This is a genomic window from Heyndrickxia sporothermodurans (assembly GCF_003055045.1).
In the GTDB taxonomy this organism is placed as follows: domain Bacteria; phylum Bacillota; class Bacilli; order Bacillales; family Bacillaceae_C; genus Heyndrickxia; species Heyndrickxia sporothermodurans.
In genome coordinates, this window is the sequence record NZ_NAZB01000031.1 from 48586 (window position 1) to 72663 (window position 24078).

Genomic DNA, 24078 nt, shown 5'->3' on the forward strand with positions numbered 1-24078 from the left:
GTTATGAAAAAATTAATTTTCCTTCTCTTTACAACAACTATTATAGTTGTAAGTTTTTTATCAATAAAACAATTTGAATATATACAATTTCAATCTTTTAATAATGATAATTCAGGTGATAAATTGAACATCGTTGTTGAAGGAGGAAATCCTCAAAAAAGCAAGGTTGAAAATTTTCGTTTATTAGAAGATATGGCAGTAAATGCAAATGTGGACTTACAACGAACGTCTTATGAAACGTATAAAAACAATAAAGATAAAAGGGTGTATTATGTAGCTTTTCGTGAAAATACCAACTACTTCAAAAATATTAAACTAAAGTCGGGGGAATTTTTGAATAGATATAGTGATCCTAATGATTTTCTTTCAACAATAGAAACTTATGATAATAACCAAGTCGGCCAGCTTGAAATTTTTCATAGTTTTGACCCAATTGAAATTCGTCCAATGATTTCTGCTTCAAAAACAAGAGATATTAAAGGAACTTATACTTTGAACGGTATAGAAAATGCAGAAAGGTTTAAAAAGATAGCATTAGAATATGGATTTACTGTTAAAACTTCAAAAGAGCAGTCTCAAAGTTTGATTACTAAATACCCCTACCAAGATATGATGTATAAAGCATTGTTAATATTATGTTTTTTAATAATGCTTGCATTGTTATACGATGTAATTAATGCCTATAAAGAAATAGCAGTAAGACATTTGTTTGGGTATAACTTTTGGCAAATTGGAGGTTATTTATTAAGAAAATATATTAATATTTTTCTTAATTCTTTTGCTACTGGATTCATAGCATTAATAGTATATTTATATTTTTATAATCAGTTCCAACAATTTTTTCCCTTTTTATACTTTTGGATGAAAAATATTATTCCAGTACTTTTAATAGTCACATTTATTTTTATTGTTACATGGTTGGCAACTAAAAGTATAAATATTTCTCAAATGATCAAAAATAGAAAGCCTATCAAATTGTTGTTTTATTTAAATATTGTTGTTCGCTTTATTATAGCTATTTTTCTTATTCTAGGTTTACAAGAGGGGATCAGTGCTTTTCTTGGTTTAAAGAGTACTATGACTAAACAAGAAAAATGGTCATTATTGAAAGATTATTCCTATTTAGGAGTAGTAGCGACTCCTAATCCAAGTTTGTTTAACTTTCTACATAATGAAAAAAAGCAAACTCAATTTAAACAATTATATAAGGATCTTGAGTCTCAGGGAGCTATCTTTATTTCTCCATCCCCTTACTATATGAATAGTTCCATTGACTTACCCTTAGACCCAAACCCTTGGGGTATGGAAGGGAGAAAAATAGAAATTAATAAAAATTATTTATCCGTTAATCCAATTATTGATATTAACAACAAAAGAGTAAAGGTTCCGGAGACTAGAAAAAACGAAATAACGGTTATTGTGCCAATAAAGTTTAAAAAACATGAAAATAATATCAAAAGCACTATAGAAAAAGATTATATGGATATATATAATAGGAAAGATATTCAGCCGCCTAAAGCGAATATTTTGTATGTTATGAATAAACAATCTTACTTTACTTTTTCTACCAATATGGGACAAAATAATAATTATGAGATCAATGATCCAATTGCTGTTATTGTTAATGAAGAGTTTGATCCCAATATATTAGCAAACACCCTTTCTATGGGATATGGATACTATACTAAAAATAGTGGGGATAAAAATCCTTTCAAGTTAACACAGGATGCCTTGGAAAAATACTCTTTAAATGAAATATGGCAACCTATTTCAGTTGCTTATTCAATGGTAGAATTAAAGATAGCAAATGATAGAGAGGTACTCGAATTAACAACAATATACTGTATCCTATACTTAATCTTAGCAACTGTTTTACTATTCTTTTCTTCGGTGTATTATCTAGAAATAAACAAACAATCACTGGCTTTACAATGGATTTTTGGTTATAACTTTTTTGAAAAACATAACCTAGTTTACCTTGTAATATTAGTATTTTGGAATATCTCCTTTATGGTTTGCTTTTTTATTACTAGTGGGACTTTATTACTTACTAAAGTAACCCTAGGGCTTGCATGTTTTGATGTATTATTAATTAGCAGTTTTATTAGTATTAAAGAATATAATATTACCAAACAGATTCTAATTGAAAAGTGATGTTAAAAAAGGGGGTAATAAAAATTGACTCAAACCAAAAAGGTAATGATTAGCCTGACAATTGTAATACTCTTTTTTTCTTTTGGAATTTACATTTCTTCTTTCTTTTTAAGCAATAAAGAAGGTACAAATGAAATAACAAATACATCATTAAAAGAAGAGAGTTCACAACGAGAAAAAAACACAATTTTAAATTCGGATACTGTCCATAAAAATAAGTACTACATTGTTTACATTAAGCAAGATGATGGTAAAGCTTCATCCTTTGTTCCAAAGAAACTCAACCCTAGCTTTAAGGAAGATGCTGATTATAATGTGAGTATTTCGATAGATGACAATGGCAATATTCTTAATGATGGAAAAATAATTGTAGTTGATAATTTCGTAATTTCAAAGGAAAATAAAAAAACAATAAAAAAAATAGCAGGGGAAGAAAATTATAAGGGTGCTTTAAAAGAAATTGAAGAGCGAGTAATTAATGCTAAAAAGAGTATGGAGAACCCGATATATTCTAACTAACATTAATGTTAAGTAAATTAAAAAAGTATCTGTGCTTAAGTTAAACTATATCTAGCTATGAATTATTCCATCCCTAGTTTGACCACTTCAAAAACCGAAAAAGTGCAATTAAGTAAGAACCTCATTTGGTAAATAGTTTTAGTAATTCTATTATCCCAAATTGAGGTGATTTTTTTTTTCTTTTAACATTGATACCTATTTTTTGGGGTGCGTTTTTTCAGCGGTCTCAACCTGATCCTTAATTCCGTATTCAATATAGCTACAAGATAATAATGAATATTTCCTATGAAAATTCCTCAACGATAACAGCCTAAATATGTTGGATTCTTAATCTATCTTTTGCAGAACTAATAATTCTAAAGAAAGCAATCAAATATTTACTTATCTTATTCATTGCAAATTTCTTTATAATCTAGCAAGATACCGATACTATTAAATATGAAATTCACAAAATTTTTAACAAGGAACGATGAAATGAAAAAATTAGCTTTTCTCCTTCTGTTTGCAGTTGCTATCTTGATTGGTTGTGCTTTCAATAATACGAATGCAAAACAGGATAAGAACATATATGTGGCTTTAAATGGAAATGATCAAAATAATGGTACAAAATCAAAGCCGTTTCGTACATTAAAAAAGGCAGCTTCTGAAGCGATGGCTGGAACGACCGTTTATATCCGTAAAGGAACCTATTATGAAAAGCTTATTGTTAAGCATAGCGGCACAAAGTCAAAACCAATAATTTTTAAATCCTATAATAATGAAAAGGTTGTTCTTAGTGGGAAAAAAATAAAGAATGTTGAAGGCGATACATCACTTGTCGATATTAAGAATAAAAACTATCTAACTATTAGTGGAATCACGATACAGGATTTGACAACTAAATTAACAGATGAAACAGTAATGGGGATTTATGTAACAGGATCAAGCAGCCATATTAAATTAGAAAATAATCATGTACGGCGGATTGAGACACGTGCAAAAGATGGAAATGCTCATGGAATTGCAATATATGGTACCGGCCCAATGAAGGACATAACGATTTCGAAAAATACTGTGGAAGAATTAAAACTCGGTTCGAGTGAATCTCTTGTGCTTAATGGAAATATTAATGGCTTTAAAGTAGAAAATAACCTCATCCGCCGAAATGATAATATCGGAATAGATCTAATTGGCTATGAAGGAACCTCTGCTAATAAAAAAGCTGACTATGTACGTAATGGGATAGTAAAAAATAATAAAGTATATGAAATATCCTCTTACGGCAATCCCGCTTATGGAAAAGATTATTCTGCTGGCGGAATTTACGTCGATGGTGGAAAAAATATAAACATTGAAAGAAATACTATTTATAAAAACGATATCGGTATCGAAGCAACCTCCGAACACGCTAAAAAATATGCAGAACATATAAACATTAAAAACAATATTATTTATAACAACTTTTACACCGGGATTTCGATTGGCGGATATGATGAAAAAAGGGGAGGTACGATAAATTCGACGATCTCTCAAAATATCATTTATCGGAATGATACGAAGGGGCTGGATGGAGGTCAGCTTTTATTACAGCATGATATAAAAAACAATGTGATAGAAAAAAACATTTTGACAGCCGGACCATCTCGCTTATTTATCGCCAACTATTTTACAACCAATCAAAAAAATAAACTGATTAAAAATGTATTTCACAAAGAAAAGGGCAAGTCCGGTATTTGGGTATGGAAAGACGAAGAATACACGTCGTTTCCTAAATTCAAAAAGGTCTCAAAAAGTGATGTGAAATCCAGTTACTTAGATCCGAAATATGTAAATGCGAACAAATATAATTTTAGATTAAAAAAAGATTCACCTGCGAGGAAAATAGTCGACTAACTTTTTATAGGACAAGGGGAAAGGACCGTCCCTAAGCTTCCCAGTTTATCCCTAACTTCCCCTCTCAAATAGTACCGCGAGTCCGATGCCGCTGCCCTAGTTTTGTACGTCGATAGGCGGCGGCCTCCACTTTTTGATCTCCTCGGCCCTTTACTTCCCGCGGGAGTCTTCGTGCCTTCCGTTCCAATCAATCGAGTCATAAAAAATTAATAATATCCTTTAACAAAGCAAATTAATTAATGAATAGAAAATTTTACTGATTTTTATCCATTGCCAAGCTTGCTTTCATCTCTTCCACCGTTTCGATTACGAAGCCTAGATCTTCGAGCATTTTAATATCCTCATTCTTCTCCTGGCCTGCAGTAGTTAAATAATCTCCTACAAAAATTGAATTTGCAGCATATAATCCCAACGGCTGAAGGGAACGAAGATTAACTTCTCGTCCTCCAGAAATGCGAATTTCCTTAGCAGGATTGATAAAACGGAATAGGGCAAGAACTTTTAAGCAATACATTGGCGTCAATTCATTTGTCCCTTCTAAAGGGGTTCCATCAATTGCGTGTAGAAAGTTGACGGGTATTGAATCAGCATCTAATGCCTTGAGGCTATTCGCCATATTAACAACATCTTGCTTCGTTTCCTTCATTCCAACAATTACACCGGAACAAGGGGACAAGCCTGCTTCCTTTACTAGTTCCACAGTTGAAACACGGTCCTCATATGTGTGAGATGTTGTAATAGCTGAATGATGATTTTGTGATGTATTAATATTGTGATTATATCGGTCCACACCTGCAGCTTTTAATCGTTTCGCCTGCTCAGGCTTTAATAATCCCAAACACGCACAAACTTTTAGGCCGTATTGTTCCTTTATTTCTTCAACAGCTTCAACCACCACATTTACATCTCTATTCGAAGGACCCCGCCCGCTTGCGACAATACAATATGTACCGATATTCAGTTCAGAAGCGCGCTTGGCTCCTTGTAAAATCGTTTCTTTATTTACCATACGATACGATTCAATAGGTGCAGTTGAAATGGAAGACTGAGAACAGTAACCGCAGTTTTCAGGACATAATCCAGACTTCGCATTCATAATCATATTAAGCTTTACTTTCTTCCCAAAATAATGCTGCCTAATCTGAAAGGCCGCATCCAGCAACTGTAATATTTCATCATCCCTACACTCTAAAATCGAAAGCGCCTCATCATTGGAAATCTCTTCCCCGAGTAGAGCTTTCTTTGCTAAAATCTTCCATTTATTCATATCCCATTCCCCTTCTACTAAATTTTAAAAAATAACCTCTGGCTTACTTGAATAATAGTTTGCAATAAAAACATAATATATGTCAACCTGAAAATATTTAAAGTTAACATAAAGGTGTGAAATGTGGGTGAAACGAATACGCGGGTACGGTTCTTTCAGGGGGCAATCGGAAGTTTTGCACATAAAGAGGCACAACTAGTGGTTTTTCGCTAGTTGTGCCTTAGTTGTGTTGGAAATGTCGCTAATTTTTAATCGGGCTACCTCATCTACGCGTAAACCACTTCCGTAAATCAATGTCAAAATGGCTTTATGTTTTCGTGTTTAAGTATAAAGGATAAGAATGCTCGTATTCCTCGAAAATAAGATTATTTTGAGGATTCGGGTGTACCTTTAATTTCAAAATACAGCTCGCTTTTTTGTAGATATTGTTCCAATGAAATGGTCTCCTGATCTTTGATGAATGGTCTGGCTGTCAAAACATTTCCCATAGATAGAATTAGATTGCAGAGGTTATGTATGGAAAGATAAAGTATATGAACAACTTGTAAATGAATATAACATACATACAATAACGCCGGAACAACTGTTGGAAGATTATATAACCCAATTTAAAAATAGTTGTGTACTATATCCTAATCTAATTGTAATGCTTGAAATGTTAAAAGATAATAACATGAAGTTAGGTATGATCACCAATGGGAAAGGTCAATTCCAAATGGATAATGTTGCCGCTTTGGGAATTGAAAACTATTTTGATGCCATTTTAATCTCCGAATGGGAAGGCTGTAAAAAGCCGGAACCTCAAATTTTTGAAAAGGCACTAAGAAAGTTAAATGTGTCGGCAAGTGAGAGTCTATTTGTTGGTGACCACCCGGATAATGATGTGAAAGCGGCAGAAAATGCTGGGATGAAAGGGATTTGGAAAAAGGATGAGTATTGGGGAAAGGTAGAGGCGGATTATATCATCAATGATCTATCGGAAATCCCTATTATATTGAAAGAGGCGGGGGAAAATGGAATCAGAATTGCTAAAAATATTTGATGATAAGAGAAATCCAATCGGTGTGGCTTCCCGTGAAGAAGTCCATAAAAAGGGATTCTGGCATGAAACCTTTCAATGCTGGTTTGTTAGCAAAGAAGAGGAAAAGGAGTATATTCTCCTTCAAATAAGAAGCGGGCAAAAAAAGGATTATCCAAATCTTCTTGATATTACTTCAGCCGGCCATTTATTAGCCTCCGAAACTGTACAGGATGGCATTAGGGAAATTAAAGAAGAAATCGGAATCGATGTTAGATTTAAAGATCTTATTTCATTAGGAATATTTGATTATTGTGTAACGCGTGAAGAGCTGATTGATAAAGAAATTGCCCATGTATTTTTGTATAAAAGCAACCATACACTGGATGATTTTGTATTACAGAAAGAAGAAGTTACTGGCATGGTAAAAATTGAAATGGATGCCTTTTATGAATTTTGGTTAGGGCGAAATGAGCATGTCAGTATAAAAGGATTTTTGATTGATAAAGATGGAAAAAAGGTTGAGATTAACCGATTGGCTTGTAAAGAAGATTTTGTCCCGCATGAAAACTTATATTATGAAACGATTATAAGGTGGATTTATAATGAGCTTTAATAACTGTATATCAGCTGAGTAGAAATCATGCACTTGGGGAATGAGAATACGGCCAAAGCTTCCCGAAATCAAGGGAATGAAGCCCAAGACCGGAGCAAAAAGTCCAACTTGGTCGTCAAAGCGCCGGAATGAAGCCCAAGACCGAAGCAAAAAGTCTAACTTGGTCGTCAAAGCGCCGGAATGAAGCCCAAGACGGGAGCAACCGGCCCAACTTGGTCGCCAAAGCGCCGGAATGAAGCCCAAGATCGAAGCAACCAGCCCAACTTGGTCGCCAAAGCGAGCAAATGAGCCAAGCAAATGTGATGTGAACGGAGGATGCGAGCACTTGAGCAAAGCAAATACGAAATGAACTACCCGCAAGCAGAGGATACGAGCACTTGAACCAAGCAAATGCAATGTGATCTTCCCGAATCAAAAGGATTCATAAACAAAAACAAGACATCGTTCAAGAGATTGTGAACGATGTCTTGTTTATTTTCCGATACGCTCAATAAATTCATTCAATTTATCTAGCGAAAGTAAGTTTTGATTACATTTTGTGCTGTCTTGACAAATATAGTTCCCTCGTTTAAAAAAGGTATCTCTCACTGCTCCTTTTGTTTCTGATAAGAACAACCCAACTTCTTCGTGCCGGCCGCATAGCGCGCAGACATTTTTTTTGTTTAAAATTGTATACGATCCTTGTAAACCAATTAACTTATCATTTTTTTCGGCTACGATAAACTTTTTATTCGATCCTTTATCAATCCATCCCAAATACGAAATTTCTCGAAAATCCACGCTTTCTAAAAAAGGCGCCTTTAATTTTTTTACTTTAGGAAACAATTTTTTTAATGATTGTTCTGTAACTTTTTTAAAGGGAATAACGAAGGGTTTTAATTGAGATAAAAAGTCTTCTACATTTGTTTTGTCCTTAATAGCAGAAATGGGAGCGAGTAACTGTTTTTGTTCTTCATTTATATTCGTAAACAAATTCATTACTTTTTCCTCGGATAAAGATTTTATTGCACTTAGGACAGCTTTATCATTAACAGACGCGTGACTATTCGCTAGAACTAGGGCTTGATCTTTAATAAAGTTAAATTGATCATTTCGAATAAAGGGTTCCACTTTTTTTCCCTCCTATAGGTGAAATTAAAAACCACACAATTCACTTTAAAGGAAAAAACTTGCTTTTGATAGGTATTAAATGTTTAATAAACAAACTCTACATAAAAAAGCACTGACTTAAATCAGTGCGCTTTTCTATTTGTCTAGCTTCAGCGCCTATCGACTAGAAAACTTCAGGACTTTTCCCTACGATAAGTCAACATCGATTCGCCTTGCAGGCTCACCGTGTTTCCTTTATCTCAGTCAAAGTCCCTCCAGTTTTTACGTCGATGAGCAAGGCGCTTCCGCTTTTCTTGAATAAACAATTTTTTTGATCGTTTCAACGGAAAGAAAATAGTCATCTGCTAATTGATGGATGGATCTGCCGTTTTTAAAGGCGGTTTTAATCTCACTATTTCTTTCATCAATGAATTTTCTTCCACCAGATTGCGTTCCCCATTTTCGGTAGGATGCAGCCGGCTTCGGTATATAAATCGTTTCACCTTGAACATACTTTTGAATTTCTGCTAGCAAGCTTTCAGGTAAAACTGTATTTGCTTTCACATATTTCATTTTTGGTCAGCCCCTTATCTTTTTCGATAATTAAAAGTAAGGTGCAAAGCCAAAAATATTAGAAAGTGTAGATAGGCGAATCAATAAATGTTATGTCCACCTCATGCAAAGGATCGCCTTTCTAATACTAGGCTTTGCATGAGACGCTGCGGATTCTGGCAAACAAAACGTCATTGCCATAAGAACACCACCCTTCAAATGTTTTGATTTACAACCATTTTATTTCTCACTATTATAAAATAAAAGTATGAATACGTAAAAGGGGAAGGTAAAAATTACAAGGTGAAATAGGCTTTAGGAAAAATCCAAGAATCCCTTTAAATCAAAACATAAAACGACAAGCGGGGAATAAAAGATTTCAATAAACTGCGCATCTATCATTTAATAGAGCAGAATAGGATGAACTGCCTAATTTGAGCAGTTCTTTCTCATTGAAAACTAGTGACTAATTAATAGGAAAGGGGTATCTTTTAATATATAAAAATCGGATACAAGGATGAACATAGATGAAATTTTTGAGTAAATACATAAAAAAGTATTGGTTGCCCTTTAGTGTAGCTGTACTCTTTCTTACAATTGAAGCAGTAAGTGACCTTCTGCAGCCGACAATTATGTCAAAGATTATCGATAATGGTGTAGCGAATAAAGATTTAGACTATGTGTTTAAATATGGTGGAATCATGCTATTAGTTACGGCATTTGGGGCATTAGCTGCATCGACACGTAATGTTATTTCGGGTATTGTATCGCAAAATTTTGGTTCAGAACTACGTTCGGATCTTTTTCGGAAAATCCAAACTCTTTCATTTAAAAGTATCGATAAATTTGATCGCGCATCACTCGTTACCCGCTTAACAAACGATGTGACACAAGTCCAAGTATTCGTGAATGGATTAATGCGAATCTTCGTAAAGGCACCCCTTTTATGTATTGGGGGCCTCATTATGGCGACCCACTTAAATATTCATTTATCAGTCGTTCTAGCCGTCATTGTACCGATGGTCGCTCTGATCATTATTTTAAATATGAAAATAAGCTTTCCCTTTTTCGTAAAAGTGCAAAAAGCTTTGGATAAAGTGAACGGCATAATGAGAGAGTATTTGTCGGGTGTGCGGGTCGTCAAAGCATTTAACCGGTTTGACTTTGAAGTGAGTAAATTTAGTAAAGCGAATAATGAATTCCAAGAGAAATCAACATCTGCAATTCGCATTATGGCAATCTTTAGTCCGCTTATTATGCTTGTTGTGAATCTTGGTATTGTTGCCGTATTGTGGATTGGTGGAATCCGAGTCGATAATGGCAGTTTACAAGCCGGGACGGTTATCGCGTTTACGAATTATATGACACAGATTCTCTTTTCATTGATGATGATTTCGATGGTCTTTAATATGTTTGTTCGAGCAAAAGCGTCAGCGGCAAGAATTGGCGAAGTATTTGATGAAAAAAATGATATGGCTTGGAGTAAAGAGGGACAAGTCTTTCATTCAAAAGGTCGAATTGACTTCGAAAATGTGGCCTTTTCCTATGATGGGGTGGAGGGGGAACCAATTTTAAAAAATCTCACCTTTACATGCTTACCTGGTGAAACAATAGGAATTATTGGTTCAACAGGTTCAGGGAAATCTAGTCTGATTGGATTAATTCCACGTTTTTATGATGTCACATTTGGAACGATTAAAGTAAATGGCGAAGATATTAAACAATTGAATCCAAAATCATTAAGAGAAAAAATTTCGATTGTTCCTCAAAAAACGACCTTATTCACAGGATCCGTCATAGAAAATATTCGATGGGGAAAAGAAGATGCCACGATGGAGGAAATCGAACGAGCCGCGAAAATGGCCCAAGCACATGACTTTGTGATGGAATCTCCGGAAAAGTATGAAACAAAATTAGGACAAGGCGGGGTTAATTTTTCAGGCGGGCAAAAGCAACGGCTGTCTATCGCTCGTGCGTTAGTGAAGCAACCGGAAATTCTTATTCTTGATGATAGTACAAGCGCACTTGATATGGTGACAGAATCGAAATTAAAGGAGTCCCTGAAAAAGTATGCGAGCGGGTTAACTTGTTTGATCATCGCCCAAAGAATTACTTCAATTATGGACGCCGATAAAATTATCGTTTTAGAAGATGGAGAAATGGCGGGCATTGGAACACATGAACAATTACTAAATGATTGTAAGGTGTATCAAGAGATATACAAGTCACAAATTGGGAAAGAGGTGGAATAGGATGTCCGCGAGAAAAGAAAATACTGTACAGCAATCCCATTCTATTCCTCGACCAGGAGGTGGCATGAGAGGTCATGGCGGAAGAGGCGGACCTGTTGTAAAACCGAAAAATTTTAAAGGCACACTAAAAAGACTTTGGCATTACTTTGGAAACGAGCGAAAAATTTTATCCATCATTTTCTTATTCATACTAATCGATTCGGTCATTACTTTGTCTGCACCGTATCTTATCGGAAAATCGATTGATGCCATGACGATTGGCGGAAAAGTGGATTTTAATTTGCTCGAAGTATTGGTTCTTGTTCTTTTATTTGCCTATATTACCGATGCATTTTTAACTTTTTTACAAAGTTGGTTAATGGCCGGTGTTTCTCAACGGATCGTCAAACGTCTTCGAAGTTCATTATTTAAAAAGCTGCAAAAGCTTCCTGTATCTTTTTTCGATACGCGTACACATGGCGAACTGATGAGCCGGCTTTCAAATGACATTGATAATGTAAGTAATACGATTTCGCAATCAACGACACAGCTAATGTCTGGTGGAATCGTGCTTCTTGGCTCATTAATAATGATGCTCATTCTAAGTCCTATTCTTACTTTAGCAACTTTAATTACTGTCCCTCTTGTTTTCTTGCTTACCAAGACAATTGCTAAGAAAACACGAATTTTGTTTAAAAACCAACAAATTCAACTTGGAAAATTGAATGGTCATATTGAAGAAACGATCTCCGGGATTCAAGTAGTGAAAGCATTTAACCATGAGGATAAAGCAATTGAAGAATTTGAAGAAGTAAACACGAAATTAAAACAAGTCGGGTTAAAAGCTCAAATATGGTCGGGATTTTTAATGCCGCTTATGAATGTAATTAGTAACTTAGGTTTTGCTGTTGTTGCGATTGTTGGTGGACTTCTTGCTGTGAAAAGCTTAATCACCATTGGTGTCATTGCTAGTTTTCTCACTTACTCTCGACAATTTGGAAGACCATTGAACGACTTAGCGAATATATTTAATGTTCTTCAATCTGGTGTAGCAGGTGCGGAGCGTGTATTCGAGATTTTAGACGAAAAAGAGGAAATCGAAGACCAAGCAGAAGCAATCACACTAACCAATCCGAAAGGGAATGTCCATTTTGAAAATGTATCGTTTGGGTACCGTCCCGATGTTCCAATTTTAAAAAATATTAGCTTTGAAGCAGAGATTGGCAGCAGTACGGCGCTTGTCGGTCCAACAGGAGCGGGGAAAACGACGATTGTCAACCTGTTAACACGCTTTTATGATGTAACAGAAGGGCATATTTATCTTGATGGGAAAGACATAAGGGAATATACGCGAGATAGTTTGCGGAAATGTTTTGGAATCGTATTGCAGGATACGTATTTATTCTCGGGCACGATTAAAGAGAACATTAAATATGGAAAACCGGACGCAACAGATGAAGAAGTGATAGCAGCGGCGAGAATGGCGAATGCTGATCTCTTTATTAAAAAACTGCCGAATCAATATGAAACGATGCTTTCTGAAAACGGTGGAAATTTAAGTCAAGGAGAAAGACAATTACTAGCTATTGCCCGTGTGATGTTAGCAAGACCCGCACTCCTCATTTTGGACGAAGCAACAAGCAGTATCGATACGAGAACTGAACTTCACATTCAAGATGCATTATTAAAAGTAATGAATGGAAGAACAAGTTTTATCATCGCCCATCGATTGAATACAGTTCGTGAAGCTGATACGATTATGGTCATCGACCACGGTGAAATTGTTGAAAAAGGAAGTCATGATGAATTAATTGGAAAACGAGGGGTGTATTATAATATGTTCTTTAATCAATTTAAAAATGTTGAAGGAGTTTAATAAGAATGTACTTAACTTTAAAGGAAACTGCAGATTACTTATCCATGTCAGAAGCTGCAATCGAAAAACTCATTTTGCAAGGTAAAATTCGCTTTGTTCATGATGGGGAGCAATACTTAATTTATAAGGATCAATTTAAAACGCATTTAGAACAAATGGAAAAGTACAAGAAGTTAGTAGAAGATTGGAATTCAGAACCGATTCCAGAAGACCCGGATATTAAGGATGAGGACTAGTACTTTATAACAAATAAACGAAAGTAGAAGATAGATAGGATGTAACATGAAGTAAAGGGGAAGGAATTAATCCCCTTTACTTAAAGTTCTCTAATCCCTTTGATTGGTCAAGATGTGGATCGTCATCATTCAATATTCCATTTTTAATAATATATTGACGTGCTTCCTCATTCCCTAATTGATAGATCATTTGATAGACTTCAGTAAGAATTTGATCATATTTATGATTTTCGGAATCATGATGGTATTCAAGAAACGGAATATGGGCTCGTGCATACGTTTCTAAATCAGCAGCATATAACTTTTTGAAAAGTTCTTTAAGCTGCGTAAGTTCTTTGTGGTTAGCAATAATTTTAAATTGTTGATTCGTTTCAATCGGAGTGTCTAAAATTTCACCATTGGTTATATCGATATAATATGTTCTGCTATTTGACTCCATTTTTTCATCTCCTTAAGTTTTTTATGAAAACCATTACTTCTAAAAAGCTCCTTTAAGATGATTTACCACTAATTCGTTCCTATTAATCAATAGTTTCTTATTTTTAATGATCCTCATCCATTGTTAAACAAACTATCAACCTGTTTGGTTATTTAATAAGATGTTTTTCCTAGTGCGTTAGTAATCTTTAGTTTTTCATTTTTATTACATTACAAATAAGGACGATTAATTTATAAAAAATGATAATTCCAAAAGTCTGTAGGTATAGGTGGAAAAGAGAGATTTTCGCTTCGATTTACGAATTAATTATGATTATTTAAGACTATTGTTTAAATTTTCTGAATCTATTAAACTGATTTTACATCCTGATTTGCATGGTAAAAAATTAAATTATGAGAGGAGTAGTAGAATGAAGAAAAGGAGAATGTTAGGATCGGCAATACTGAGTTTAGCGATGGGCCTATCTATGTTTTCAGGCGGAGCATCTGCGAAAACAACAGATGTTAAAGAGAATGGGGTTCAAGATTCTTACCGTGTCTTAATTCAAGGAGCTAGTACAGAGAAAGTTAAGCTGCAAAATACTTACGATGTCCATCGCAATTTTGGTAAGGAAGGGTTTACAACTACTGTAAATGCCAAGCAATATGAAGCCCTTAAGAAAAACAAAAATATTACTGTTGAAAAAGTAGAAAAGGTAGAAATTCAATCCAAGGCACCAATCAAAGCGACCGCTGTTCCAAGTAAGCAAGTTCCATGGGGAATAAAGGCTATTTATAATGATAATAATCTTACATCCCCATCCGGTGGGGATGGAATAAAAGTAGCAGTCCTCGATACGGGTGTTGAAAAAACACATGTTGATTTATCACAAAATGTTGAGCAATGTAAGGATTTTACCCAAAGCAGTACGTATGTCAATGGTACGTGTACAGATCGGAATGGTCATGGTACACATGTGGCAGGTACGGTCTTGGCAAATGGTGGTTCAGATAAATTAGGTGTATTCGGAGTTGCACCAGAAGCAGAGCTCTGGGCATATAAGGTGCTCGGAACAAACGGGTCCGGGTATTCGGATGATATAGCAGCAGCCATCAGACATGCAGCAGATGAGAAAACTCGAACTGGGGCAAAGGTTATTATATCAATGTCGTTAGGGTCGAGTGGAAAAGATAGTCTAATAGCCAGTGCAGTTGATTATGCATACGGGAAAGGTGTATTAGTCATTGCGGCAGCTGGTAATAGTGGTTCTGGAAGCAATACAATAGGCTACCCCGGTGCATTAGTGAATGCAGTCGCTGTAGCTGCTCTTGAAAATGTTCAATCAAATGGAACGTATCGAGTAGCCGACTTTTCTTCACGAGGAAACCCTGCAACAGCAGGTGATTATATTATTCAAGAAAGGGATATTGAAGTCTCAGCCCCAGGTGCAAGTATCGAATCAACATGGATTAACGGAAGATACAATACAATTAGTGGAACATCCATGGCAACACCTCATATATCTGGATTAGCAGCTAAAATTTGGTCAGCTAACAAAAGCCTTAGTAATACGCAATTACGTGCAGAGTTACAAAAACGTGCAAAAGCATATGACATAAAAGGAGGCATAGGTGCTTCAGTTGGTGATGATTACGCATCAGGTTTTGGCTTTCCTAGAGTTAAATAAAGATTCCAAGGCCCCTTTTGAAAAAAAGGGGCTTTTTAAAAGAAAACTTTTTATGTCATCAGTCTTACAAAATATCCTGCAATGTCCAGCTCCAGTACTATCGACTAGAAAACTTCATCACTTTTCCCTACGATAAGTCAACATCGATTCTCCTTGCATCACCCGTATTTCCGATATCTCAGTCAAAACTTTATAAAACTATGTAGTACAAATATTCAGCTATATTAAAAGTGTTACTTATGTCCCTTGTGTCTGTATCAAAAATGAAAGTAAAATGAAATTTATTGCAAATATACATTTGTTAAACTATTAAAATAGAGGTTTTACTGCTTAAAGGAAAAGTTTTAATACTGTAACAAAAGGGAAGCATAATTACATATTCTGTCGCATTAATTGGTTATGTAAATATGTATTATCGGAGGATATAACATGACTTTTGAAGAGTTATTAATTGATAAGCTTTATTATAAAAATACATTTATGAAAGAGGATGAATTCGAACATCCTATTCGGGTTCTTGGTGAAGCATACTTAGCAGAACAGCAGAATGAGTTGGCGGAACTATCATATATTCGTTTCGCACAAGGAGAAGTATATTTTCATAACAAAGACTTCGAATCTGCTATTTTTAAATGGGAAAATATCGAAAATGAATTAGAGCCATGGGCGAAAAAAAATATGGCAGACGCTTATTTCGAATTGGGCTTATACCCCACTGCCGAAGAAATATACCGTTCAATCGTTTCTGACTCCCCTATATTAACGACGGAAATATCGATTAAGCTTTTCTCAATTTATACTGTGCAAGGAAACATGGAAAAAGCGGTTGAAACAATTAAGGAAGCTGTCGCCTATAATCCTGACTACAAAGACCTAACAGACATAGCACGCGAATATTTTGAAGATCAAGAGGATTGGGCTAATGCAATAGAACTAGCTGTGAACGAAGCAATACGAACAGATTCGCCAAAATGGTTTGAAGTGTTAATTGCTTATAGTGAAGAAGGAAAAACGAACCGATTTGCACCAAACTATTTTAGTAAAGTATTAGTTTCGTTGTATATAGTAAACCAAAGATTGTTTGAAACATTTGTTTCCTCTCTATGGAAAAGTTATCGAAATGAAACAAGGGATGTTTATCTAACTTGGATAAAAGAGATTAATCATATCCTCATAAATATTGAGGATCGCCGAAACGGAAATTGGCATGAATTATCTGCTTTATTTGCAGAAACATATTCGGAGCTATTAAATGGGCAGCTTCTATTAAAAGAATTGTCATTAATGATTCCAGAGCATCTTGAAAATTGGCTAAAAATCGCTGATTCTACACATGCGTTAGCTGCTTCAGCGGCTGTGCTATCGTGGGGAGAAATCTTTCCATCAAGCATCAATCAGTCGATCATTCAAGAAGCTGAAAATATTATTGTACATGCAAAAAATGAGACGGATGTTCTAGAGGAAAGTGTACATTTATTTGAAACTATACTAAAATGGGCGGAAACGCAAGAGGTGCAAATTAGTTATTCATTACATTGGATGGTCCGCAAACTTCTCGATCTTCGCGTTCATCATGTGTTAGTTGCCGGTAATACGGAAAATGGAAAAGCTGATTTTATCAATACAGCACTTGGAGGCCATGGTCTCGGAACACCATCTGCTTCATTCATTATGTATGATGATGCAGATACAATTGACATCTCCGAAATCACAAATACTGGCGTAAGTAAAATTGACAATTTAGAGGAATTTCATAAAATTTCGATGCATGATGAAACAATCATTGATTTTAAGTTGCCATCTGATCTTTTAAACAATTGTGCTGTGACATTGTCATATATGCCGGGCAATGGTAAGAAACATATTTATTTACCGGATGCTATTCTGGCAGTGATTAATCCGAGTGAATATGATGGGGACTACTTATTTAATTTAAGCGAGCAAATGCCGTATACCCCATTACATTTTGTAATAAATGATGTGGAAAAGATATACAGTGAACAAGAAATAACTATTCTTGTAGAAGAAATCCGTTCAAAATTCCCGTATGCCCTAGTCTTAACATCTACAGATACGGCAGATTTAACGACCTTTATAAAATCGATCACCCAATCAATCAATGTGGAAGAAGTACGTACAGCGAATATGTTATCTTTTATACGGGCGTTAATGTCAAACATTTTAGAACAACGTAAAAAAATGGAAAATGATTTGGATGAATCGATTAAATGGGAAGAAGAAATGGCTACTAAATTAGGTGGAGCGATTCATCAACTACAAGATATGGAAAAAGAAAAAGTAGAAAACATCACACAATCCTATCAAACAATAAAAAATGAGATCAAAGAAGAGCTAAAGCATTCTATCCCTGCATTATTGAAGGGGAGTTCCGAATTAATTAAAGAAAATAGTGACTTTAGAAAAATCCATATTGAATTGAATGAAGAGATGAATAATCGGATTCAATTACATGTAGAAAAGCAGGTCCTACCAAACTTTTATTCTTCGATTCAACAATGGATTTCCTATGCAGGTGAAGAATTTTATCAGTGTAAGACGTTCCTAGATGAAATGCGTGAGGGCTTTAACTCATTATATGGTGAGGAAAGATTAAAGCTATTTGCGGATGAGAAAGTACTTGATGATTGGAGACGGGATGCGGAAAGAATGAAAAACGGTATCCGAATCGATAAGGTAAATATTTTACTAAGGCATACACCGTCCCAAGTTATATTAAAAAGTGCCGGAAAATTATTTGGGGCACTGCAGCAAAACAAAACAATTCTTTATAATAAATATAAAAAGTTTATCGAAAACGAGGATTATCAGGAAGTAGTAAATACGATTACAAACAAGTTTCTTATGCAATTTGAACTATTTGAAACTTCCATCGAAAGAGATATTGCCATGTTCTTTAAAAATCCTTTACTTGAGCTTGAAGAAACTGTTAAGAAAACCGAAGCTACACGCCAAAATAATGTGAAAACATTAAATAGAATGAAAGCAAGCCCTGAAAAATTCCGCGATCCCCTATCACTATTTGAAGTTAAATTACGTCAATATGAGTGGATCATTGATGCAAGTAAAGAAAGCTATCCAGTTGTATAAAACGCTAGATTACTAGCGTTTTTTTTTATAATAGTTTACCTAGAAAAGACAATTGTTCACCACTTGTAGAAAATGTCTTGATTATTTCTTGATAAAGAGAGATAATAAAAACTAAATTTTATCTGAAAATTTTCTACAACGGGAGATGTGTGTATGAAAGTTGTAAAGTTTGGCGGTTCCTCGTTATCTACAGGTGAACAGGTTAAAAAGGTAGTTGATATTGTTTTGTCTGATCCGGAAAGGAAAATTGTCGTTGTTTCTGCTCCGGGAAAAAGGCATCCATCAGATGAGAAAATAACAGATTTATTAATTGCTTGCGGAAAAAAAATATTAGAACATGATTCGGAAACAGAAATTCTAAACGAAGTTATTCAACGATACATACTCATTGCGAATGAATTAGGACTTCATGAATCGTTTACTGCGGAGATCAGAAACTCTTTTCTTCAAGTTTTACAGAAAGATAAAAGCGATTCTGTTATGTTTTTAGAAGCTTTAAAAGCAAGCGGGGAAGATACAAACGCAAAATTAATCGCTAACTATTTTCAACTTCGTGGAATTGAAGCCCACTATATCAATCCGAAAGATGCAGGATTACTTGTCAGCAATGAGCCGGGGAATGCTCAAGTATTACCGGAAAGTTATCATCGATTAGCTGATCTATCAAGTCATTCAGGCATTTTAATTTTTCCTGGTTTTTTTGGATATAACGAACAAGGGGAGATTTTAACCTTTTCGCGAAGTGGTTCAGATATTACGGGTTCGATTTTAGCAAATGGGGTAGGCGCATCCGTGTATGAAAACTTCACAGATGTCGATGCTGTTTATTCCGTCAATCCATCAATTATAAACCAACCTAAGGAAATTCGGGAAGTTACATACCGGGAAATGCGAGAACTTTCTTATGCCGGCTTTTCCGTCTTTCACGAGGAAGCACTTATTCCCGCGTATCGTGCAGGTATTCCCGTCCACGTAAAAAATACGAATAATCCTTTTGCGCCTGGAACAAGGATTGTGAATGAACGAGAACAGCGAAACGGTCCAGTTGTGGGAATTGCTAGTGATACAGGATTTTGTAGCATCTATGTTAGTAAATATTTAATGAATCGCGAAGTCGGGTTTGGCCGAAAGCTTCTGCAAATTTTGGAAAGCTTCGGTTTATCTTATGAGCATTCCCCGTCCGGTATAGATGATATATCGATTATATTACGTGAAAATCAATTGAATTCAGAGATTGAAAAGCAGATAATAAATTATATCAAAGAGGAGCTTCATGCAGATGAGGTAAAAGTGGAGCACGGTCTTGCTCTCATTATGATTGTCGGTGAAGGAATGCGGCAAAACGTAGGAACGACAGCAAGAGCCTCGAAAGCATTAGCACATGCCGGCATTAATATTGAAATGATCAACCAAGGATCATCTGAAGTTAGTATGATGTTTGGGGTCAAAGAAGTAAACGAACGAAAGGCAGTTGAAGCTTTATATCAAGAGTTCTTTGTCGGCGTTTTAGTGTGAGGAACTGAACAAACGAGCAAATACACATTGAATTCTTGCTGTTTTCTTTCTTGAACTGCACATAGGCAAAATGAATGACCTACTCATGAGGACTGAGTAGGTCATTTTCGTTTAATATCCTTTTTTAAAGTCTACAAGATTAATTTTTGGTACCCCTTCTTGTAGGTAATGCTTCAAATTAGGAATAAAGATATCTTCAATCACTCTAGCATCGTAATGTTCAGTTGAACCAGCAGTATGTGGAGTAATGATTACATTTTCTAAGTTCCATAAAGGGCTTTGTTCGGATAGGGGCTCTTTTTCAAATACATCTAGACCTGCACCAGCGATGGAATCAGTCTCAAGAGCGTGAACGAGGTCCTCTTCCACGACAATCTCACCCCGGCCAATATTGATAAAAAATGCTGACTCTTTCATTAACTGAAATTGTTTTTTACCGAATAGGTGATACGTTCCATCTGTTAGTGGTGTTGTAACAACGACGTAATCGCATTGCGGCAGAATTGAATTGAGATGGTCTGTTGTATACATCTCATCAAAGGATTCCTCTGAAATGTCCGAATGGCGAATTCCAATCACTTTCATACCAAACGCTTTTGCGATTTTTGCTGTTTCCTTACCTATCGCACCAGCGCCAATAATTCCAACTGTTTTTCCGTGCATTTCAAGGCTTAAGTGGGCATGATGCCATGTCTTTGATTGCTGATTTCTCACATATGTATGAATTTTTCGGGTAAGCCCAAGCATTAAAGCGAATATTGTTTCAGAAATTGGATAAGCATGGACACCGCTAGCAGTTGTTAAGAAAATGTTTTTGGCGTTTAACTCTTCCAACGGAAAACTGTCTACCCCTGCACTCCAGCTTTGCAACCATTTCAGCTTTGAATCTCGATCGATTCCATACGGTTTTACTTCTTTCTTCCAACCTACAATGATTTCAGCATCATTTAAATGATCTTTCCAAACAGAAGATTCTTTCCCAGCTATAATATTCCAATCGGGAACGGTTTCTTTCACTTTTCCATATAAACCTTGATCAAGATTTTGGGTTATAACAAGTTTGCGTTGCGACATAATTTCCTCCTTTGCATTAAAAACTTTGACAATTTCAATTATACTAAAAATATCATTGCCTTTCTTGTTTAATGCCTCCGTACTACCTTAAATAAAATAAAGCACTTTCTCTCTTCAAATTCAATTGCATGTTAACAAGTAAACAAAAAACCAAGTGGATCACACTTGGTTTTTAAATCATTTATTTTAGGATTGTAACTTTTACATTTTTTCTTCCCCATTGAAGGGCTTTTTTCTTTGATGGAATGAACACATCAATTTTTTTGCCTTTCATTGCGCCGCCTGTATCTCCTGCAATTGCGTTTCCGTAACCTTCTACGTAAACTTTTGAGCCTAGTGGGATAACTTTCGGATCTACGGAGATAACTTTCATTTTAGGATTCTTTTTAAGATTGATTCCTGTTGCAGTGATCCCGCTGCATCCTTTACAACTTCCTGTATATGCTGTAGCTGAAACTGTAATTACTTTTTTTGCTTTTACTTTTTGAATTGTTTTCTTTTTTGCTGCAGCTTTTTTTGTTTGCGAGATTACTAGTTTTTGCTTTGGATAGATATTATCTGATTTAAGATGGTTCCATTTTTTTAGATTACTAACGGATACTTTATATTTTTGCGATATTTTCCATAATGAATCTCCGCTTTTAACGGTATATGTATTTGAGCTTGCAAATGCGCCACTTGAAATTCCGATACTTAAACAGAGTACTGTACTAATTGATAGAATAAATTTTTTCAAAATAGTGTTCCCCTTTTATTTTTTTATGTTAAATAAACCTTAACATGGAAATGTAACAGTTATGTTTCAGTGGTGTACAAATTCTATTACAAGTTGTTTTCAATTGATATTTTGCTAAAGAATAGGGAAAATATATTATTTGTTGAACATTGTAAATATAGGGGGAATTTTGTAAAATGAAATAAAAAGAAAGCTAGGTGATGTGATGAGTTTTATTAAACATCGAAGCAAACCGGATGAATTGAAAGTTTTAGAGAGTTTAAATGAACGAATGAATTTATCTGTCAAAGAGAAGAATGATTTATCAAATCTGGCAAAAGGATTTGAAGGTGAACAAAAGTTTGATGAATGGCTAATAACACTATCAAATGATTGGAACATCCTTAATGATTTACGTTTTGAATGGAATAACACTTATTATCAAATTGATAGTTTGTCCCTCCTTTCTGAGACCATTCATCTTTTCGAAGTAAAAAATTACGAGGGAGATTATTATATTGAAAATGATACTTGGTATTCAGTAAAGGGATTGGAAATAAATAACCCATTCTTGCAGCTGACGCGGGCTGAATCCTTGTTACGTCGATTTATTAAAAACCTTGGTTTCAATTATTCGATAGAATCGTATTTAATTTTCATTAACCCTGAGTTTCATTTATACCATGCTCCCCGAAACCAACAGATAATTTTCCCAACCCAACTTCCTCGGTTTATGAATAATCTTTCTAAGAAAACATCCAAGATAGCAAAAAATCATACACAACTTATTGAACAATTATTATCTGCTCACCTTACTAAGTCTCCGTATAAGCGAATACCAAAATACACTTTTGATAGTCTTAAAAAAGGGGTTGTTTGTATGAAGTGCCGTTCTTTTATAAACTCCTTTAGAAAAATATCTTTAGTTTGCTCTCAATGTGGTTACAAGGAATCTGTGACATCAGCTGTTTTGCGAAGTATCGATGAATATATGATCCTTTTCCCTGAGAAAAAGATTACTAGAAGTACAATACAAGAATGGTGTAAGATTATACCCAAAAAAACTCTTCAAAAAATACTTTCCAATAATTATGAACAGATTATTGATGGTAAAAATACCCACTATATAGTGTGCAACAAATCGTTCAATTAAGAGTTGTCGTACATTATAGTAGAAACCCGCAAGAAGCGAGAATTTAAATCTGTAATAAACTTAGCGTAGTGCCCGGAACTAAGAGATGCGGGAAGATGAGAAGAAGAGATCCGTAGCGAAGTGCCCGAAACTGAGAGATGCGGGAAGATGAGAAGAAGGTAGCCGTAGCGAAATGCTCGAAACCGAGAGATGCGGGAAGATAAGAAGAAGGGATCCCCAGCGAAATGCTCGAAACCGAGAGATACGGTAAGATAAGAAGAAGGTAGCCGTAGCAAAATGCCCGAAACTGAGAGATGCGTGAAGATGAGAAAAAGTGATCCCCAGCGAAGTGCACGAATCCACGAAACAAGCCCTTCATAACCATAAAACAGTGATCAATAACCATTAGCCCACAAGAAAGACAAACCAAACTTAAAAAGGACTCCAGGCCGGAGTCCTTTTATTATGCTTTTTGAACATTTGTTGCTTGTGGTCCGCGAGCGCCTTCCTCGATTTCGAAAGTGACGGTTTGACCTTCTTCAAGAGTCTTAAATCCTTCACCTTGAATGGCAGAAAAGTGTACGAAGACGTCGTCTTGTCCTTCTACTTCGATAAACCCGAAGCCTTTTTCTGCATTGAACCACTTAACTTTACCTGTTACCATTTATATACCTCCAGAGTACGGATATTCACTACTCTCGTTTAAAATTGAATTTTTTGCGAATAGAAAAAATATCCTTAAATAAAATTAAAACTACACCCTATATTTTCGTCACAAAAAGAAAAAGTATACATAAAAAAAGAAAATAATTTTATAGGATGTCTTTCTTCCAAAAAAATCACAGTTTACGAAAATAGACAAAATAATTAGACATTCTATTTCGAATATTATATAATCACAATTACGTCTTTAGAAAAACATAAATTTAGTAAGTCATGAATTCGTTGTGTATTCATGGCTTTTTCCTGCCTGTCGATAAAAAGACTTGTGGTAATAAG

At 35.1% G+C, this 24078-nt stretch carries 18 protein-coding genes and 1 pseudogene; 12 read left to right on the forward strand and 7 right to left on the reverse strand.

Annotation, left to right across the window (positions count from 1 at the left end; all coding sequences use genetic code 11):
• Window positions 1-3 precede the first annotated feature (3 nt).
• The 3 genes from B5V89_RS13755 to B5V89_RS13765 all read left to right on the forward strand — a co-directional run bounded on the left by B5V89_RS13755 (window position 4) and on the right by B5V89_RS13765 (window position 4545).
• Window positions 4-2154: an FtsX-like permease family protein gene (locus B5V89_RS13755; RefSeq protein ID WP_066233629.1), complete on the forward strand. Its 2151-nt coding sequence runs from the start codon at window positions 4-6 to the stop codon at window positions 2152-2154.
• A 24-nt stretch (window positions 2155-2178) separates the two neighbouring features.
• A complete protein-coding gene (locus B5V89_RS13760) occupies window positions 2179-2673 on the forward strand; it encodes a hypothetical protein (RefSeq protein WP_066233632.1) in 495 nt (164 codons plus the stop codon).
• Between the two features lie 474 nt (window positions 2674-3147).
• Complete coding sequence (locus B5V89_RS13765) at window positions 3148-4545, forward strand: right-handed parallel beta-helix repeat-containing protein (protein ID WP_108072487.1); 1398 nt, start codon at window positions 3148-3150, stop codon at window positions 4543-4545.
• Between the two features lie 253 nt (window positions 4546-4798).
• Here the strand turns inward: B5V89_RS13765 and bioB are convergent, their stop codons facing one another.
• Complete coding sequence (gene bioB, locus B5V89_RS13770; RefSeq protein WP_108072489.1) at window positions 4799-5812, reverse strand: biotin synthase BioB; 1014 nt, start codon at window positions 5810-5812, stop codon at window positions 4799-4801.
• 490 nt (window positions 5813-6302) lie between these two features.
• Between bioB and B5V89_RS13780 the strand changes: the two are divergent.
• Window positions 6303-6854 (forward strand): annotated as a pseudogene (locus B5V89_RS13780) (HAD family hydrolase); the annotation flags it as partial.
• Entirely contained in the window at window positions 6826-7446 is a 621-nt protein-coding gene (locus B5V89_RS13785; protein ID WP_108072493.1) for an NUDIX hydrolase, read from the forward strand. The pseudogene B5V89_RS13780 and the gene B5V89_RS13785, both read left to right, overlap by 29 nt.
• Window positions 7447-7917: 471 nt before the next feature.
• Here B5V89_RS13785 and B5V89_RS13790 read toward each other — a convergent pair whose 3' ends face one another.
• Together B5V89_RS13790 and B5V89_RS13795 are read right to left on the reverse strand one after the other, a co-directional pair.
• Window positions 7918-8556 (reverse strand): FusB/FusC family EF-G-binding protein, encoded by a 639-nt coding sequence (locus B5V89_RS13790; protein WP_108072495.1) that lies wholly within the window; start codon window positions 8554-8556, stop codon window positions 7918-7920.
• Between the two features lie 261 nt (window positions 8557-8817).
• Entirely contained in the window at window positions 8818-9108 is a 291-nt protein-coding gene (locus tag B5V89_RS13795; RefSeq protein ID WP_066236065.1) for a CD3324 family protein, read from the reverse strand.
• Between the two features lie 506 nt (window positions 9109-9614).
• Here B5V89_RS13795 and B5V89_RS13800 point away from each other — a divergent pair.
• The 3 genes from B5V89_RS13800 to B5V89_RS13810 are packed head-to-tail and all read left to right on the forward strand — an operon-like array spanning window position 9615 to window position 13430.
• Window positions 9615-11339 (forward strand): ABC transporter ATP-binding protein, encoded by a 1725-nt coding sequence (locus tag B5V89_RS13800; RefSeq protein ID WP_108072497.1) that lies wholly within the window; start codon window positions 9615-9617, stop codon window positions 11337-11339.
• 1 nt (window position 11340) lies between these two features.
• Window positions 11341-13194, forward strand: a complete 1854-nt coding sequence (locus tag B5V89_RS13805; protein ID WP_108072498.1) for an ABC transporter ATP-binding protein — start codon at window positions 11341-11343, stop codon at window positions 13192-13194.
• A gap of 5 nt (window positions 13195-13199) precedes the next feature.
• Window positions 13200-13430, forward strand: a complete 231-nt coding sequence (locus tag B5V89_RS13810; RefSeq protein WP_066236071.1) for an excisionase family DNA-binding protein — start codon at window positions 13200-13202, stop codon at window positions 13428-13430.
• Between the two features lie 76 nt (window positions 13431-13506).
• Here the strand turns inward: B5V89_RS13810 and B5V89_RS13815 are convergent, their stop codons facing one another.
• The gene (locus B5V89_RS13815) at window positions 13507-13869 is read right to left on the reverse strand and encodes a hydrolase (RefSeq protein WP_108072499.1); all 363 of its coding nucleotides are present in this window, start codon (window positions 13867-13869) and stop codon (window positions 13507-13509) included.
• Window positions 13870-14278: 409 nt separating this feature from the next.
• Between B5V89_RS13815 and B5V89_RS13820 the strand changes: the two genes are divergently transcribed.
• The 3 genes from B5V89_RS13820 (at window position 14279) to B5V89_RS13830 (ending at window position 20158) form a co-directional block, all read left to right on the forward strand.
• Window positions 14279-15535 (forward strand): S8 family serine peptidase, encoded by a 1257-nt coding sequence (locus tag B5V89_RS13820; RefSeq protein WP_108072501.1) that lies wholly within the window; start codon window positions 14279-14281, stop codon window positions 15533-15535.
• A 429-nt stretch (window positions 15536-15964) separates the two neighbouring features.
• Complete coding sequence (locus B5V89_RS13825; RefSeq protein WP_107958656.1) at window positions 15965-18643, forward strand: tetratricopeptide repeat protein; 2679 nt, start codon at window positions 15965-15967, stop codon at window positions 18641-18643.
• Between the two features lie 153 nt (window positions 18644-18796).
• The gene (locus B5V89_RS13830; RefSeq protein ID WP_066236078.1) at window positions 18797-20158 is read left to right on the forward strand and encodes an aspartate kinase; all 1362 of its coding nucleotides are present in this window, start codon (window positions 18797-18799) and stop codon (window positions 20156-20158) included.
• Window positions 20159-20269: 111 nt separating this feature from the next.
• Here the strand turns inward: B5V89_RS13830 and B5V89_RS13835 are convergent, their stop codons facing one another.
• Entirely contained in the window at window positions 20270-21232 is a 963-nt protein-coding gene (locus B5V89_RS13835) for a D-2-hydroxyacid dehydrogenase (protein WP_108072502.1), read from the reverse strand.
• Between the two features lie 181 nt (window positions 21233-21413).
• A complete protein-coding gene (locus B5V89_RS13840; RefSeq protein WP_108072504.1) occupies window positions 21414-21968 on the reverse strand; it encodes a 3D domain-containing protein in 555 nt (184 codons plus the stop codon).
• A gap of 205 nt (window positions 21969-22173) precedes the next feature.
• Between B5V89_RS13840 and B5V89_RS13845 the strand changes: the two genes are divergently transcribed.
• Window positions 22174-23100, forward strand: a complete 927-nt coding sequence (locus B5V89_RS13845) for a nuclease-related domain-containing protein (protein WP_108072505.1) — start codon at window positions 22174-22176, stop codon at window positions 23098-23100.
• 442 nt (window positions 23101-23542) lie between these two features.
• Here the strand turns inward: B5V89_RS13845 and B5V89_RS13850 are convergent, their stop codons facing one another.
• Entirely contained in the window at window positions 23543-23743 is a 201-nt protein-coding gene (locus B5V89_RS13850; RefSeq protein WP_058003138.1) for a cold-shock protein, read from the reverse strand.
• Between the last annotated feature and the right edge of the window lie 335 nt (window positions 23744-24078).